Origin of the sequence: Thermodesulfobacterium hveragerdense DSM 12571 (assembly GCF_000423845.1) — a bacterium.
In the GTDB taxonomy this organism is placed as follows: domain Bacteria; phylum Desulfobacterota; class Thermodesulfobacteria; order Thermodesulfobacteriales; family Thermodesulfobacteriaceae; genus Thermodesulfobacterium; species Thermodesulfobacterium hveragerdense.
The window spans coordinates 14870-30287 of record NZ_AUIT01000023.1 but is presented as its reverse complement, the minus strand read 5'-3'; the positions used below and the strand labels follow the sequence as shown (position 1 = coordinate 30287).

Here is a 15418-nt window from a genome sequence, read left to right as displayed (position 1 = left end):
TGTAAGAGTTATGAGAAGAAGTATCCAGCTTATATAAAGGGACTTTTGAAAAAGAAGGAGCATTATTTTGTTTATAAGAAATATCCTGAGGGGGTGAGGAGGTATATATACACGACGAATGTGGTTGAGAATATAAATAGCAGGATAGAGCTGATAAGGGTAAATACAGGGGGATATTTTCAATCAATCAAGACAGCAGAGGTTGCGATATACATAACAGTAAGTCGGATTCAGAAAACGAGATGGCAAAAACCACTTCCTTTAATTAAGTCTGCTTTATACGAATTGAGGCAAATGTTTGTAAAGAGATTTTATAAGGAGACACAATTCTCTTGACAAGTGTCATCTCTATAAAATGATAATCCTTTAATTCTCCGGATCTTATCTTATCCATCAGCTTTCTTGCAGCCCCTAAGGAATGGGCTACCAATACCTTTATGGTTACCCCATTCATCTCTACAGCCGCTTCTTTAATATCCTTCATCCCTCTTACTTCTTCAAAATCAAGTCTGGGTAAAGTCTTTCCTGTGACCACCTCATAAGCAGTTCTTAAGGCTGCCTCCATAACTCCTCCGGTTGCCCCAAAAATCTGAGCAGCTCCTGTACCCTCACCCATAATAGGGTCATAAGGACTATCAGGTAGATTGGCAAAGTCTATCCCAGCCTCTTTTATCATCCTGATAAGCTCTCTTGAGGTTAACACCACATCTACATCTCTTGTGATATTATGGTTATTCCAGTACCTTTGAGCAGAAACCATTTCAGGACGAGCAGCCTCATATTTCTTTGCAGTACAAGGCATGATGGAAACCACAAAAATGTCTTCAGGATTGATACCCTTCTTTTCTGCATAATAAGTTTTGGCTACAGCTCCAAACATCTGTTGAGGAGACTTGCAGGTTGAAAGATGAGGTATTAGGTCTGGGTAAAACTCCTCTACAAATTTAATCCATCCAGGAGAACAGGAGGTAAACTGAGGAAGGACTCCATTGTTTTTAATCCTGTGGATCAACTCATACCCCTCTTCCATGATGGTAAGATCCGCCGACCAGTTAGTATCAAAAACCGCATCAAACCCAAGCATTTTCAAAGCTGTAACCATTTTTCCAGTAATATCTGTACCTCGAGGTAACCCAAAGGCCTCACCTATGGTTACATGGGTAGCAGGTGCTGTCTGAACAACCACATGCTTTTTAGGATCACTTAAAGCCTCCCAAACAAGAGACGTGTCGTCTTTTTCTACGATAGCCGCGGTAGGACACACCAAAGCACACTGTCCACAGGCAACACACTTAGTCTCTATGAGAGACTTGCCACCCACCGGCCTTACTATGGCCTCAAACCCATTCCCATAAAGCTCTAACACATCAACCGTCTGTAAAACCTTACAAGCGGTGATACATCTCTGACAGACAATACACTTGTTAGGATTTCTAACGATCGAAGGAGAAGAACAGTCTATCTCATAAGTCTTTCTCTCCCCTTTGGGTCTTATACTTCTTATGGTAAGTTCAGCACATAAACTTTGTAGCTCACATACCCCATTTTTAGGACAGGTAGGACAGTCCAAATGATGGTCGCTTAGCATAAGCTCAAGGTTTAATTTTCTGGTAGAAAGAACCCTTGGAGTATGGGTGTAAACCACCATACCTTCTTCTACCAAAGTATTACAAGAAGACAACAAATCGTTTTTACCTTGAACCTCTACCACACAAACCCTACAAGCCCCCACATCATGTTTGATATGTTTTAACCCTACTCCGTTTAAATAACACAACGTAGGAATTTTTATCCCCACTTTTCTAGCAGCCTCTAAGATGGTAGTCCCCTCAGGAACTTTAACGCTTATACCATCGATGGTTAACTGAACCTCTTTCATGTTTTCACCTCCGACAGATTCTTATTTTTATAAAGGTACTACTTTATCCCACCCAGGATGTCCCGGGATGGTTTCTTTACATCTACCTTGCTTATGATAAAGAAGATCTTCATAACAACATTCAAGGGCATACTTAACCGATTTGCCAGCAAGCCTCCCAAGGTCACATTTGCTTGAATATCCTATGTCTTCTGCCAAAAGTCTTAACAATCTTTCGCCATCTTCATCGATACTACCTGCTAAAATCTCTGATAAAACCTCTTGCATTCTTTTAGTCCCTATCCTGCAAGGAATACATTGGGCACAAGAAATTTTCTGAACGAAATCAAGAAAAGAAAAAATGACATCGGTCATACATTTTGATTCATCCCAGAAGACCTTGCCTGCAGAACCAACCCCAGCAACCACCCTACTAAGTTCCTTCCAATCCAGCTTATCCTTAAGCTCTATCTTGACAGGACCTAAGGACTTAATTTTTTCGGTAAATTCCGTAGCTACCTGAGCAAACTTTAATCCCTCTGCCCCAGAGATCCATTCAAGCCTAAGCCTATCTTTTTCGATCCCTATAACCTCTAAAAACCTCTGCAAAAGGTTATACCTGCGATGGGCATAATAATTACCATAGCGATAGTGACAATCTCCAGGATGACATCCCCCTATAAGCACTCCGTCTGCCCCACTAAAAAAAGCGTGAAAAATAAATTCTGGCTCTACTCTTCCGCTACAAGGAACCCTGATAAGATAAACGTTAGACGGATAAGCATACCTTAAAGACCCAGCCAAATCAGCTCCAGCATAAGTACACCAATTACAAGCAAAAACAATTATCTTGGGTTCAAAACCTTGACACATTTTCTCCTCCTTAACCAAGGCATTTATGTTTTACTGTTTTAGTAATATTAATTTTAGAATTATGTTATTAAATCTTAAAAGTCAAACATTTTTATTCAAAATTTTTTCCAAAAATTTTTAATTTTTCTCATATTTTTAAAAATTTTCTTATTTTTTTACACTTTTTTAAATTTGATAACAAAAAGCATCATAAAGAAACCTTTAAGATTTTTAAAAAAGTTTAGTTTTTTAGACTTCTAAAAAGTATTAATAAACGGTTTATGGATGAGATTAAAAGTCTGAAAATAACAGGCAAGAACTAAGGTCTTTGTGGTTTTCTATAAAAAGGTATAATAGAAAGCATGCCTAAAAGACCTCTGTTTTTCTTTAAAACATTTTTGCAAAAAATATTAAAAGACGAGGTTTTAGTATATGCCCAGGGACTTTCTTTTAACACCATACTTACCCTCATTCCCCTTTTGGGGCTAATTTTCTCTATAGCTAAAGTTTTTATTCCTCAGGAAAAGATAATAGACGAATTTCTCCTACAGGTTACCAAGTACCTTACCCCTGAAGCCACTCAAAAGTTCACTCAGGTGCTGATTAAACTTATCAAAAAGCTTGAGACTTTTCCTCTGGGAAAATTTAGTGTTTTGTTCTATTTCATAATGAGTGTGGGACTTTTGTTCCAGATAGAAGATGTTTTAAACAAAATATTTGAAAGTACCAAAAGAAGAAGTTTCTATCAAAGGTTGCTTTTCTTCTGGCTTTGTATCACCCTTACCCCTCTTATCTTTCTTGTACCCTTTATTTTTTCTCCCTACGTAGGAAAATTTTTTATTTTTTTAAATTTTTTGTTTATGGTCCTTTTCTTTTTGTTGATCTATCTTTTTTTTCCTGCCAAAGACGTCCCTAAGAAAGAGGCTTTGGTTGGTGCGGTTTTTTCTACCTGTCTTTGGTTCACAAGCTCTTATCTATATTCGCTTTATGTAAAATATGCTGTAAGTTACTCTAAAATCTATGGTTCATTATCAGCTTTTCCGCTTTTTTTGCTTTGGATCTTCTTAAACTGGGTGGTTTTTTTGATAGGGGCAGAACTTATCGTTTTTTTAGAAAAAAGGGCCTGGGAGTCAGAACCCTCAAACATTTCCAAAAACCTTTTTGCGCTTTTTGTGATGTATCTTTTAGGGGAAAAATTCTATTCTGAAGGTCCTATAGAAGTTTATACTCTTTGTCAAAGATTAAAAATATGTCCCATTGAATTTGAGACCCTTTTACAACAGCTTGAAAACCAAGGTCTTGTGGTATTAAAAGAGGATAGAGTTTACTTAGCTAAAGCCCCTGAAAAAATAAGCCTTTTAGAAATTCTAACCTTAGAAAATAAACCTGACTTAAAAGACCTAAGCAAGGTTTTTCCTGAAGATTTTATCCAAAAACTCTCCTCCATGATGGACCAAACCGCAAAATTCACCTTAAGAGACCTTTTAAACTAATTTCAGCCCTCATCTATAGCTTTACTTATTTGGGTTTTGTATTATATTTAGTGATTGGAGGAGTGCCCGAGTGGACGAAGGGGGCGGCCTTGAAAGCCGTTGAGGGAGTTCACCTCCCTCCGGGGGTTCGAATCCCTCCTCCTCCGTTTATAAAACCCCTTTAAACCTTGCCTAATGTTTAATTTCTTCAAAAGAAAAAAAGAAGAAAAAAGAGAAGCCCAAGAACAAACTCAAAATCTTATTATCTCTTCTCTAGAAGCTCCCCAACCAGAACCTGAAGAGGAAAAATCTGGGTTTTTAGGTTTTTTTAAAAAGGAAAACCTGATAGAAAAATTCAAAAAAGGTCTTTCTAAAACTAAAGAAAAGCTTTCTGAGGCCCTCTCGGATCTTTTTGAGGTTGAAAGGGTAGTAGACCTCCAAACCTTAGAAGAAATCGAAGAAAACCTTATTCTTTCAGACCTTGGAGTCGAGACTACTTTGGCTCTTATCGAACCTTTTAAAGATCGAGTAATAAACGGAGAAACCCTAACCACCAAAGAGCTTAAAAGGTTTCTTAAATCTCAAATGTTGTCTTTTTTAAAAGAGGCAGAAGCCCCCTTTCCTCCTCAAGGACATCCCTCTGTGCTTTTTTTTCTTGGGGTTAACGGGGTAGGTAAAACCACTACCATCGCTAAAATAGGGAAAAAATTCAAAAAAAATGGATTTTCTGTGGTGCTGGTTGCTGCTGACACCTTTAGAGCTGCAGCTATAGACCAGTTAAAGACCTGGGGTCAAAGGATAGGTACACCGGTTGTAGCCCTTCAGGAAGGCTCTGACCCGGCAGCTGTAATCTATCAAGGTATAGAGTATGCTAAAAAAAACAACATCGATGTAGTTTTAGTAGACACAGCAGGAAGGCTTCATACCAAATACAACCTCATAGAAGAACTAAAAAAAATGGTAAGGGTGATGCACAAATTAGTCCCACCTGAGGCCTGTGAGAACATTTTGGTGCTTGACGCAACCACAGGACAGAATGCCATAAGTCAGGCCAAACATTTTACTGAGGCTGTGCCAGTACACAGCGTAATCATTACCAAGATGGATGGAACTGCTAAAGGAGGTATTGCCATAGCCCTTTCTTATCAGTTTAACCTACCTATTAGATTTATAGGATTAGGGGAGAAAGCCGAAGACCTCGTCCCCTTTAACAAAGAAAGTTTCGTAGACGCTATTCTTCCAGATTAACCTTCCCCTTTATCTTTTCATACCAAATATGATGTCTCTTTTTTACATATTCCTCGTCTACATACCCGGTAATCATAGCTTTAAGTAGAGGCCAGTTAGGTTTTACCGCTAAAACAAAAAACACATGGATTATAAACATCAAGATAAAAACACCTCCGCTTATGGTATGAGTAAGGTTAAGGAGAGTTTCTGTTTTCGGAGAAAAGACCACCCATTCTAAATTTTTAAGTACCTTTAAAAAGCCAGTTCCTCCTACCACCAAGATGTTTAACCCGATAAACAAATAAGCTACCCTTTGTTCTGGAAGCCATTTGTCACAAGGTGGCTCCTTACCTATACCAAAAGAAGCAAGTATTACCTTAAAGGAATCTATAAAATCCCTTGGTCTCGGAATAAGGCCAAAGTCTTTTCTCAAGCCATGATAAAATAGATGAAAAAGGACTCCCATTACAAAAAAGATGCCAGCTATATAATGGACTTTAGTTACCGTATAAAAATCAGCCGTCCAGCCAAATCCTGGAAGTTCAGTGATATAATACCGCTTAAAAAGGGGAAGACACCCAAGGCCTGTAAAGATAAGAGCTATACCTGATAAGGCCACAGTCCAGTGCTCAAGCCTAACCAAAATACCATATCTTTGGATTTTACTCATCCCTATCTACCTCCCTTTGAGTATTAGGTTTGTCCTGTGATCTATTTATCAAAGCCCCAGCTATGCCAGCTAAAGAGGAAAGCACGGCAGTGGCTACGATACCTTTGCCTATAGGATTAATCTCTTGATGATATTTGTTGGGTACTTTTACAGGCATGCGAAACCTTGCTTTGGTTTGAGCAAGATATTGGTCTATCTTTTCAAAAGGGACAGGAGAAAGATATAAGGTAGAGGTACCTTTGTTTTGCTTATCCCCATAGATATACAGTCCTTCTTTTTTAGCCCTTTCATAAGCCATCTGATAAATTTCTTTCTTTTCTCCGAAATAAAAAACCTGATTTTTACAGGTTAACACACAAGCTGGTTGCTTTCCTTTTTTAATCCTGCTATCACAAAGATCACATTTATACATCACCCCTCCCCCAGCATACTTGGGAAGAAGTTTAAGATAAAGCCCAACTCCTGCCTGACGTTGAGGGATATGCCAAGGGCATACATCTCTACATTTTACTCCACCAAAGCAAAGGTTGTGGTCGATTACGCTGTTACCTTCAGGCTGTCTGGTTAAAGCACCGAAGGGACATCCTTTTACACATGGAGGAGAGTCACAGTGCATACATCTTCTTGGGAGGTAAAGCGTTTTGCCTTCTACCTCTACTTTTTGCACAAAAATCCAGTTATAAGGGGTAAGAGTATTTATCAAATCTCGTTTGTCTGACCAGTCTTCGTAATTTTTACGAGGCCAATAAGGTAAAATTGGTTTTTTGGGGTCAGGAAACCTTTGTTTATTTTCTTCTCTACAGGCTTTGACACAAAGAGGGATTTCTTCTCCCTGACAACCATCACATCGGGTTATGTCGATAAGGGTGGCATATTTTTTAGTGTTAGCATAGGACTCACAAGGTATGATTGCTGCCCCAAGCAAACAACCTCCCAATTCAAAAAACTGTCTTCTTGTAAGCTTCATCCCCTAACCTCCTGGAATTTTCATGTTAATTCGACTTTTTAACTATAAATATAAATTGTTTACTAAAAAATTCAACTAAACTCAAACTAAAAAATCTTTTAAAAATCTAAAAAGGTAGTAGAATTATAACTAACTGTTAGTTTTAACCTGCCGGCGTAGCTCAGCGGTAGAGCAGTGGATTCGTAATCCACAGGTCGAGGGTTCGAAACCCTCCGCCGGCTCTTTTATGTAAAATTACCTTAGGTGTCTAACAAATTTCAATAAAGAGGAGTTTACCGATGGAGGCCTTACAAAACTTAAGAGGTTTAGATAAAATCCTTGTTCCTGTCAGACTTACAGGAAAATCTAAGTTCGTCTTTCAATGTAACCCAGGGGTTCCATGTTTTAAACTTTGTTGTTCTGACCTATTTTTACCCCTTACCCCCTATGATATCATAAGGATTAGGGATAAACTTGGGCTTACTACGGATGAGTTTTTACTTCAATACACAGAGCCTTTTATCCTTCCTAAATCGGGACTTCCGATAGCAAGGCTAAAGATGAGTGAAAACGAAGAAAAAACCTGTCCTTTTTTAGGAGACGGAGGGTGCACAATCTATGAGGTAAGGCCTCTTGCTTGTCGTTATTATCCCTTAGGTTTTGGGCTTTTTCGCAACAAAGACGAAAGAAGAAACGAAGAAATCTACTACCTGGTAAAAGAAGGTTTTTGTCAAGGCCTTGACTCTGGGGAACAGATGACTGTGGATGATTACAGAAAATCTCAGGGTATTCCTGAGCTTGAAAAACCTATCATAGAGTGGGCAGAAATCATCATGAAAAAAGAGTCTCTTGGCCCGGTTTCTGTGCCAGAAAAAAGTCTTCAGTTATTTTTTATGGTAAGCACCAACCCAGAACGGTTTAGAAGTTTTGTTTTTGAAAGTAAATTTTTAGATATGTTTGAGGTGGATGAAAAAACCTTAGAAGAAATCAAAAGAGATGACCTAAAACTTCTACAATTTGGGTTTAAGTGGCTTAAGACAGTTCTTTTTGGAGAAAACCTGGTAAAAAGGAGAAAGGAAAGTCCAGCGGTTAAAAAGGTCAAACCCATTTAAAATGTATCCTAAGATCAAAAGAAGACCTACGCGTAAGGTCTGGGTTGGAAAAGTTTCTGTAGGTGGGGATAGCCCTGTAAGGGTCCAAAGCATGACCAACACCCCTACCACAGACCTTTCTGCCACCCTTTCTCAAATCCAAAAACTGGTTGAAGCAGGTTGCGAAATAGTAAGGGTAGCTATCCCTGATGAAAAAGCTGTTAACGCCTTAAAAGAGGTGGTGAAAGAAAGCCCTATTCCTGTGATCGCTGACCTACATTTTGCTACCTCTTTAGGAGAAAAGGCTGTCAAGGCAGGATGTGCAGGTATAAGGATAAACCCAGGGACTTTTAAAAACAAGGCTAACTTAGAAAGATTGCTTAAGGTTTGTAAAGATTATAACTGTTGTGTAAGGATAGGGATCAACGCCGGGTCTCTTGAGCCAGAGGTCTTAAAAAAAGATAAAACTCCTTCTTACCGAGCGATGGTAGAAAGTGCCTTAAGATGGGTAGAATATGTGGTAGAAAAGATAGACTATTACAACCTTAAGGTGTCTCTTAAGTCCTCTAACTGGTGGGAAACAGTCAAAGCTTACCTTGCTTTTTCAAAAAAATCTGATTTTCCTTTGCATGTAGGGGTTACAGAGGCAGGAGGCCTTATTCCAGGGACCATAAAAAACACGATGGCTATCTCTTACCTTCTGTTAAAAGGTATAGGGGATACCTTAAGGGTTTCCTTAACCGGTGACCCTACGGAAGAGGTTTACGTAGCTTATGAAATACTTAGAAACTTAGGGCTTAGAACCCTTCATCCTGAGATAATCGCCTGTCCTACCTGTGGAAGGTGTGAAATAGACCTCTCTTCGATTTACCAAGAGGTAGAAACCTGGGCTAAAAAGGTTAAGGCGGATATAAAACTTGCTGTGATGGGTTGTGTGGTTAATGGTCCAGGGGAGGCTAAGATGGCTGATGTTGGTATCGCCGGAGGTAAAGGAGTAGGGGTGATTTTTAGAGAAGGTAAAATCGTTAAAAAAGTGCCTGAAAAAACCTTACTTGATGAGTTTTTTAAAGAAGTGGAAGCCTTTTTACAAGCCCATCCTGAAAGGGTAATCAACCCTCAGCAATAAGCTGATAAACCTCTTTTACAGGTATCTTATATTCTTCGGCGATTATTTTGGCCATTTCCTTAGATTTTAGCCCTTCTTTTTTAAGTTCCTTTATCCTTTTTTTTATACCAGCAAGCTTCTTTTTAACCAACGGTATTTCTTCTGTTTTGGGTTGAGGAAGAATGATAAGGGTAATTTCGCCTAAAAATTCTTCTCTGTTAGCTAAGGTTTGCAGATCTGTCCAGATAAGCTCTTCGTAAAATTTAGTTAGTTCTCTTGCCAAAAAACATTCGCGATTTCCAAGGATTTCAAGGAGATTTTGAACGGTCTTTTCCATCCTATGTGGGCTTTCAAAGATAACAATAGGAAGGTTTTCTGGTAAGTTTTCTAACACCTTTTTTTGTTCTGTCTTTTTTCTGGGTAAAAAACCTAAAAAAATGAAACCAGAACTCAGGTCAATACCAGAGGCACTAAGGGCACAGGTAAGGGCAGAAACCCCAGGCACAGGCACTATATTAATCCCCCTTTTATGAGCCTCTCTAACCAAATAAGCCCCTGGGTCTGAGATAAGAGGACAACCTGCCTCACTGGTAAGGGCAACTTCTTTCCCTTCTTCTAAAATCTTTAACACCTTATGGGTTCTTTCAACCTCTACGTCCTTATAAAGACTTATGAGTTTTTTAGGTCCACATCCATAATGATTAAGCAGTTTTTTTATAGACCTTGTGTCTTCAGAAACGATGATTTCTATTTTTTTCAACAACTCTAAAGCCCGTAGGGTAATATCCCCAAGGTTCCCTATCGGCACCCCAACTACATAAAGTATCCCTTTAGGCTTTTCCATCTTTCATCCAAATTTTTAAAACTCGTTTCAAAAACCAATTAATTTTAATTTTTATCACAAACCACAAAAAGGGCAACTGATCGGTCGCCCTTAAAACTTATAAACTTAGTAGCTTAATCTTATTCCTATGTAAAAAGACCTGTCAGGGTTGTTATACTCTTTTGTCTCTTCATAGTTAGCGTTTAACAGGTTATCTATCTTAAAGTAGATTTTCAGGTTCGGGGATACATAGTAGTTGGCAGAGAGGTTTACCAAAGAGTAGGGTTTTAGCCTTTTGGAGTTATCAACGTTAGCAAATCTTTTGCCTGTATATGTGTAGTCAGCTAAAAAAGCAAGTTTTTTCAGGGAATATTCTAAGGTAGCTCTTACCTTGTGGAAAGGTTTATAAGTAAGATACTTGTGTTTATCTCTATCTTCTGAGTCTAAGTAAGTATAATTAGCCTTTAACCTCAGGTTTTGAGTAAGTTTAAAACTCAGATTAGCCTCAGCCCCTTTAATCACAGCCTTACCAACATTTTGAGGTTTCCAAGTTTCCAAATTAAACTGTATTAGGTCTTTATACTTTTGATAAAACATACCTGCTCCCAAAACCAACCTTTCTTGTAAAAGATCTTTTTCCAGGTAAAGGTCCCATCCCTTAGACTCCTCTGGTTTAAGATTAGAATTATTATAACCAGGATAAAAAAGATCATCAAAAGTCGGCACTCTAAAAGCAGTACCGTAATTTCCTCTTAAAACCAAGTTGACCTTAAGGATTAAGTACCTAAAACCTATCCTGTAGGTAGTTTTCTCACCGAAGCTTTTGTAATCATCATGCCTCAGTCCTGCGTTTAAAATAAGGGTATCATTTAAGAGAGAAACTTTGTTATTTAAAAATACCCCTACATGTTCTCTTTTTTTATCGTAAAAATCATTAGAAAAACTACCCTCCGAATACATTTCTACTTTTTCTCTCTTAAAGTCTAAACCAAAGACAAGAGAATAAGCTTTGTTTAAGTTCAAAAGATTTTCCCAGGAAAAACCTTCTGTTGAAGGAAGATAACGGGTATAAATAAACCAATCTTTAGGGGTATAGTCTTTTCTTTGATAATTATTTTTATAAAGAGAAAAAATTTGTTTATAATTATCCAGAAGGGATAAAGCAAGCTTTGTTCCTATTAAATAGTTATGATATTTTTTAAGTGCTTCTTTATCAGCAAAACCATCATATTCCACTCTTCCATAGTTATAATTTCCTAACAATTCAAGCCTTGCTTTGGGATGAAGATAAAGCCCTATTTTAGAAGAAAAAAAAGTATTTTTAAAGCCGTCCTTCTCATCCTCCTTATTCGTAGCAGAAAAACCCTCGGTATAATAACGCAAAACATTTAGTCTAAAATCGATAAACTTAGCTTCTCCTGATAGTTCCAAAGAGGTTTTGTAAGTTCCATAAGAACCGCCTTCGACTAAAAGGCCTACCTTAGGTTTACCCTTTCCCTTCTTGGTTATGATGTTTATCACCCCACCTACAGCTTCAGAACCATAAAGAGTGCTTTGAGGGCCTTCTATGATTTCAATCCTTTCTATGTCATCGACAGATAAACTCCCAAAATCAAACATCCCTGAAGATGGGTCGTTTACCTTAAACCCGTCTATTAACACCAAAGTATGGGCTGATTTTGTCCCTCTACCAAGAATAGCCCCTGCTGTCTGTCCAGGGCCTCCGTAGGCAGTTATATATATTTGAGGAAGACTACGTAAAACCTCACTCACAAACGTAAAGTTTTTTTTCTCCAAATCTTCTTTGGTAATAACCGTAACTTTAGTCGTAGATTCTTTTACCGGCTCCTCAATCCTGTCTGCTGATATCACTACCTCTGGAACTTCTTGACTGTTTTCTACACAGAGACCTGGAGAGGCTATGAGACCTAAAATTAAGGATAAACTAAGCTTGTGAAAAAACTTTTTTCCCATGACCTCACCCCCTCGGGTTTTTTAGGGTTGAGGTGGTCTTCCGGCTTCCGGATCAACCTACTTGCCGCACCTTCCCAGTGTCTTTCGGCACCAGTGGTCTGTCGGCTAAAGGCTGTTTATATCAAGCCTTTAGCCCAAGGAAGGAAGCCTCTTTTCGGGAAATCCCTACTTGGGACCTCCTTCCCCAGAGGTCAGGTAGACCTCCAAGCGGCTTTCGTCCCCGGTCACGGCTGCGGGGCAGCGGGGGATTTTCACCCCTCTTCCACAACCTCAACCCGATAGTCTATTTTAAACAGTCAGATCTAAAATGCAACCAGTTTTAGTTTTTTAATTTAATCTTTAAGCCATCAAATCCTTAAGACATCGGAAGCTCTATCAAAACTTCAAGTCCTCCTTGCAGAGGCAAACTAAACTTGACCTTACCATTATGAGCCTCTACTACTTTTTTGGTGATAAAAAGTCCAAAACCTAAACCTTTATCAGCGCTTGACTTAAAAAACGGCATTCCCAAAAAAGGCAGGTCTTTTGGGTTAACCCCAGGTCCTTCGTCTTTTATAAGGATGTTTATTGTTTGGTTTTCTCTTGCATAGGCCTTAATTATTATTTTACCGTTCTTAGGGGTGAACTTTACGGCATTTTCTAAGGGATTCAAAAAGGCTTGCATAAGCCAGTCTTTGTCTCCCTCTACCCAAACTCTTTCTGGAAGGTCTACCTCTAAACTTATGTTCTTATCTTCACAAAGAGGTCTTATCCAGAAAATTACATCCTCTAAGGCTAAACTTAAGTCAAACCTTTCTTTTTTTAAAGGAAGTTCCTTCACCAGATATTCAAGAGAGGTAAAAAGTTTAGACACCAACCTCTCAATACGGTCCAAGGCATTTTTAAAAATCACAAAATAGTCGTGGATTTGAGTATATTGATTTAAGCTAAGTATTTCACCCTCCAGTTTTTCTGCATATCCTTGTAGAATGGTAAAAGGCGTCTTGATTTCATGAGAAAGATAGGAAAGGGCCAAGGTATAACTTTTTTTAAACATTTCTTTTTCTGAGTTATCTATAAAAACATACACCTTTTTTCCTTGTCTTGATAAATAAGTTTTCACCTCCCAGTTTTTTGTTCTTATCTCTTCTAAGACTGTGGCAAATCTTTTTCCTCTCAGATCTCCCAAAAGGCTTAAAGAGATTTTGTTTTGCCAAAGGATTTCCTCTGTTTGTTCTACGATAAAAACCGGGATTTCTAACTGATAAAGAGTTTCTTCCCAAAAAACTTGCTTTTGTCTAATCTCTTCTGCTTTTTGTTTGGTCTCTTTTAGTTTTTTTAGCAACCAGAATAGGATTAAACCTAAGAAGATATTAAACAAAATAGAAAATGCGACAACAAACGCCATATTTATGCAGGTTTTTTTAGTCTATATCCAAACCCTCTTACGGTTTCTATTAACTCTCCATATTCCCCAAGTTTATCCCTTAGACGGCAGATGTAAGCATCAAGCACCCTCGAATAATATTCTCTTTCTAAGGCCCAGATATGATTAGAAAGCTCATCTCTGGAAAATACTTTTTCAGGGTTTTCCATAAAAACTTCTAAAATTTTGTATTCTGTTGGGGTCAGGTTTAAGGGATTATCTTCTAAAAAAATGGTCTTTTTTTCTTTATCAAGGAGTAAAGGGCCTACCCTAACCTGAGAAAGAGGAAAATCTTTGTTTTTTAAAATTTTTTTAATCCTAATAACCAGCTCTCTCAAACTAAAAGGTTTAACCACGTAATCATCTGCCCCTAACTCAAGCCCTAATACCCGGTCTAATTCTGCACCCCTGGCTGACACAATCACCACAGGAATGTTAGAAAATTTGGAGGAAAACCTAAGATATTTTAGAAGTTCTATACCGTCTCCATCCGGAAGTATCAGGTCAAGCACAACCAAGTCTACTAAAGACTGTATTAAAAATGAATAAGCCTGAGCAAGAGAATTAACTAAATAAGTTTTAAAACCTTGAGAGGTCAGAGCCTCTGAAATAAGATTTGCTATGTCTTTGTCATCCTCTACTATAAGGATCTTCTTCATGTTGTTATAAACAATAAAATTTTTTACAAATATGTCAACCCATCTGTCAAAGGTTTATGTTGAAGATTTCGAATGTTGACTTATATATTGAACCAAGAAAAAGCATTCAAACCCTTTTGTCGATGTCTAAATCATAAAAATTTTCTAATTTTTAGGTTTAAACCAAAGATTAACAAAAATTTAACAAAATTTTAACAAAAGAGATTTAAGTTATTTATAAAAAAATTAAAGGGGAGGTTTTGAGATGAAAAAGAAATGGTTTAAAAAGGTGATTGCGTTATTCCTTGGTATTGGATTTTTCACTGCCTCTGGAGCTAAAGCTACTGAGATTACTGGGGCTGGAGCAACTTTTCCTCAACCGGTATTTCAAGCATGGGCCCACGAATACCATAAAGCTACGGGAGTTAAAGTAAACTACCAAGGGATAGGTTCTGGAGGTGGTATCAAACAAGCTCAGTCTAAAACCGTTGATTTCGGAGCAAGCGATAAGCCTTTGACCTCTCAGGAACTTAAACAATACAATTTGGCTCAGTTCCCTGCTATCATAGGTGCGGTAGCCTTGACTTATAATTTACCTGGATTTAAAAATATATCTTTAAATCTTGACGAAAAGGCAGTTTGTGGTATATATCTTGGCAAAATCACCCGGTGGAACGATCCATATCTCCAAAAACTTAATCCAGGGGTCAAACTACCAGACGTTTCTATTACAGTAGTTAGAAGGTCAGATGGTTCAGGAACCACCTGGCTTTTTACCACCTATCTTTCTAAGGCTTGCCCTGAATGGAAAGAAAAAGTTGGAGCAGGTACTTCTGTAGACTGGCCGGTTGGAATAGGTGCTAAAGGTAATCCAGGGGTCACCAACTATGTAAAGCAAAACACCGGTTCTATAGGCTACGTAGAATATACTTATGCTAAAGAGAACCTTCTCCCGGTAGCACGATTACTTAATAGAGATAAAAATTATTACTTATTACCAAGTATAGAAACTATCCAAGCAGCAGCTTCTAACGCTAAATGGTCGATGGAAAAGGACTTTTATGAAGACCTAACTTATCAACCTGGTAAAATGTCTTATCCTATCGTAGGGGTTTCTTTTGTTCTTTTAGTAAAAGATAGCCCCCGTGCTAACGAGGTAACCAAATTTTTTAAATGGGCCTTCGAAAATGGAGACACTATTGCCCAAAAACTTTACTATATACCTCTTCCTAAAAATCTAAAAACTATGATTTATAAGTACTGGCAAAAACATAAGGTCAATTAAACCCTTCTTATAACCTCTCTTAAAGAGGACTTCCTCTTTTCAGAGGAGGTCCTCTTTACTTTTTTTACC

14 protein-coding genes, 2 tRNA genes, 1 pseudogene and 1 riboswitch are annotated in these 15418 nt (G+C 38.1%); of the genes and pseudogenes, 8 read left to right on the top strand and 9 right to left on the bottom strand.

Annotated elements, in window-relative coordinates; genetic code table 11:
* The coding region (locus tag G580_RS11490; protein WP_169357106.1) for a transposase at positions 1–336 on the top strand (336 nt) is incomplete at its 5' end.
* Here G580_RS11490 and G580_RS10410 read toward each other — a convergent pair.
* The 3 genes and pseudogenes from G580_RS10410 to G580_RS11780 all read right to left on the bottom strand — a co-directional run.
* Positions 266–1879 (bottom strand): [FeFe] hydrogenase, group A, encoded by a 1614-nt coding sequence (locus G580_RS10410; protein ID WP_083960834.1) that lies wholly within the window; start codon positions 1877–1879, stop codon positions 266–268. The genes G580_RS11490 and G580_RS10410 overlap by 71 nt on opposite strands.
* Positions 1880–1906: 27 nt before the next feature.
* The gene (locus G580_RS11785) at positions 1907–2233 is read right to left on the bottom strand and encodes an NADH-ubiquinone oxidoreductase-F iron-sulfur binding region domain-containing protein (protein ID WP_245542858.1); all 327 of its coding nucleotides are present in this window, start codon (positions 2231–2233) and stop codon (positions 1907–1909) included.
* A 102-nt stretch (positions 2234–2335) separates the two neighbouring features.
* Positions 2336–2731: pseudogene (locus tag G580_RS11780) on the bottom strand (hydrogenase iron-sulfur subunit); the annotation flags it as partial.
* A gap of 341 nt (positions 2732–3072) precedes the next feature.
* On the opposite strand from G580_RS11780, the gene G580_RS0107175 reads away from it, so the two are divergent.
* The 3 genes from G580_RS0107175 (at position 3073) to ftsY (ending at position 5430) form a co-directional block, all read left to right on the top strand.
* Positions 3073–4203 (top strand): YhjD/YihY/BrkB family envelope integrity protein, encoded by a 1131-nt coding sequence (locus G580_RS0107175; RefSeq protein WP_028841605.1) that lies wholly within the window; start codon positions 3073–3075, stop codon positions 4201–4203.
* Between the two features lie 56 nt (positions 4204–4259).
* Positions 4260–4349: transfer RNA gene (locus tag G580_RS0107170), tRNA-Ser, on the top strand.
* Positions 4350–4377: 28 nt separating this feature from the next.
* Complete coding sequence (gene ftsY / locus G580_RS0107165) at positions 4378–5430, top strand: signal recognition particle-docking protein FtsY (RefSeq protein WP_083960833.1); 1053 nt, start codon at positions 4378–4380, stop codon at positions 5428–5430.
* Here the strand turns inward: ftsY and G580_RS0107160 are convergent.
* Entirely contained in the window at positions 5414–6082 is a 669-nt protein-coding gene (locus tag G580_RS0107160) for a formate dehydrogenase subunit gamma (protein ID WP_038041834.1), read from the bottom strand. The two genes, ftsY and G580_RS0107160, sit on opposite strands and share 17 nt — an antisense overlap.
* Positions 6075–7049: a 4Fe-4S dicluster domain-containing protein gene (locus tag G580_RS10405; RefSeq protein ID WP_038041833.1), complete on the bottom strand. Its 975-nt coding sequence runs from the start codon at positions 7047–7049 to the stop codon at positions 6075–6077. The genes G580_RS0107160 and G580_RS10405 overlap by 8 nt, the downstream gene beginning before the upstream one ends.
* A 149-nt stretch (positions 7050–7198) precedes the next feature.
* Between G580_RS10405 and G580_RS0107150 the strand changes: the two genes are divergently transcribed.
* The 3 genes from G580_RS0107150 (at position 7199) to ispG (ending at position 9245) form a co-directional block, all read left to right on the top strand.
* Positions 7199–7270 (top strand) — tRNA-Thr (locus tag G580_RS0107150).
* A gap of 57 nt (positions 7271–7327) precedes the next feature.
* The gene (locus G580_RS0107145; protein WP_028841602.1) at positions 7328–8140 is read left to right on the top strand and encodes a YkgJ family cysteine cluster protein; all 813 of its coding nucleotides are present in this window, start codon (positions 7328–7330) and stop codon (positions 8138–8140) included.
* Between the two features lies 1 nt (position 8141).
* Entirely contained in the window at positions 8142–9245 is a 1104-nt protein-coding gene (gene ispG / locus G580_RS0107140) for a flavodoxin-dependent (E)-4-hydroxy-3-methylbut-2-enyl-diphosphate synthase (RefSeq protein ID WP_028841601.1), read from the top strand.
* On the opposite strand, the gene rsmI is transcribed toward ispG, so the two are convergent.
* The 4 genes from rsmI to G580_RS0107120 all read right to left on the bottom strand — a co-directional run bounded on the left by rsmI (position 9229) and on the right by G580_RS0107120 (position 14085).
* Positions 9229–10068: a 16S rRNA (cytidine(1402)-2'-O)-methyltransferase gene (rsmI, locus tag G580_RS0107135; RefSeq protein ID WP_028841600.1), complete on the bottom strand. Its 840-nt coding sequence runs from the start codon at positions 10066–10068 to the stop codon at positions 9229–9231. The two genes, ispG and rsmI, sit on opposite strands and share 17 nt — an antisense overlap.
* A gap of 105 nt (positions 10069–10173) precedes the next feature.
* Positions 10174–12021, bottom strand: coding sequence for a TonB-dependent receptor plug domain-containing protein (locus G580_RS0107130; RefSeq protein ID WP_028841599.1), 1848 nt, complete (start codon positions 12019–12021; stop codon positions 10174–10176).
* Positions 12022–12035: 14 nt separating this feature from the next.
* Positions 12036–12309, bottom strand: a riboswitch (cobalamin riboswitch).
* A gap of 67 nt (positions 12310–12376) precedes the next feature.
* On the bottom strand, positions 12377–13408 hold the full coding sequence (locus G580_RS0107125) for a sensor histidine kinase (RefSeq protein WP_028841598.1): 1032 nt from the start codon (positions 13406–13408) through the stop codon (positions 12377–12379).
* 2 nt (positions 13409–13410) lie between these two features.
* Complete coding sequence (locus G580_RS0107120; protein ID WP_028841597.1) at positions 13411–14085, bottom strand: response regulator transcription factor; 675 nt, start codon at positions 14083–14085, stop codon at positions 13411–13413.
* 244 nt (positions 14086–14329) lie between these two features.
* Between G580_RS0107120 and pstS the strand changes: the two genes are divergently transcribed.
* Complete coding sequence (gene pstS, locus G580_RS0107115) at positions 14330–15349, top strand: phosphate ABC transporter substrate-binding protein PstS (protein ID WP_038041831.1); 1020 nt, start codon at positions 14330–14332, stop codon at positions 15347–15349.
* Positions 15350–15418: the final 69 nt, after the last annotated feature.

Coding starts and splice junctions, on each gene's coding strand:
- G580_RS10410 (WP_083960834.1), bottom strand. CDS start 1,879: ATGAAAGAGGTTCAGTTAACCATCGATGGTATAAGCGTTAAAGTTCCT.
- G580_RS11785 (WP_245542858.1), bottom strand. CDS start 2,233: ATGACCGATGTCATTTTTTCTTTTCTTGATTTCGTTCAGAAAATTTCT.
- G580_RS0107175 (WP_028841605.1), top strand. CDS start 3,073: ATGCCTAAAAGACCTCTGTTTTTCTTTAAAACATTTTTGCAAAAAATA.
- ftsY (WP_083960833.1), top strand. CDS start 4,378: ATGTTTAATTTCTTCAAAAGAAAAAAAGAAGAAAAAAGAGAAGCCCAA.
- G580_RS0107160 (WP_038041834.1), bottom strand. CDS start 6,082: ATGAGTAAAATCCAAAGATATGGTATTTTGGTTAGGCTTGAGCACTGG.
- G580_RS10405 (WP_038041833.1), bottom strand. CDS start 7,049: ATGAAGCTTACAAGAAGACAGTTTTTTGAATTGGGAGGTTGTTTGCTT.
- G580_RS0107145 (WP_028841602.1), top strand. CDS start 7,328: ATGGAGGCCTTACAAAACTTAAGAGGTTTAGATAAAATCCTTGTTCCT.
- ispG (WP_028841601.1), top strand. CDS start 8,142: ATGTATCCTAAGATCAAAAGAAGACCTACGCGTAAGGTCTGGGTTGGA.
- rsmI (WP_028841600.1), bottom strand. CDS start 10,068: ATGGAAAAGCCTAAAGGGATACTTTATGTAGTTGGGGTGCCGATAGGG.
- G580_RS0107130 (WP_028841599.1), bottom strand. CDS start 12,021: ATGGGAAAAAAGTTTTTTCACAAGCTTAGTTTATCCTTAATTTTAGGT.
- G580_RS0107125 (WP_028841598.1), bottom strand. CDS start 13,408: ATGGCGTTTGTTGTCGCATTTTCTATTTTGTTTAATATCTTCTTAGGT.
- G580_RS0107120 (WP_028841597.1), bottom strand. CDS start 14,085: ATGAAGAAGATCCTTATAGTAGAGGATGACAAAGACATAGCAAATCTT.
- pstS (WP_038041831.1), top strand. CDS start 14,330: ATGAAAAAGAAATGGTTTAAAAAGGTGATTGCGTTATTCCTTGGTATT.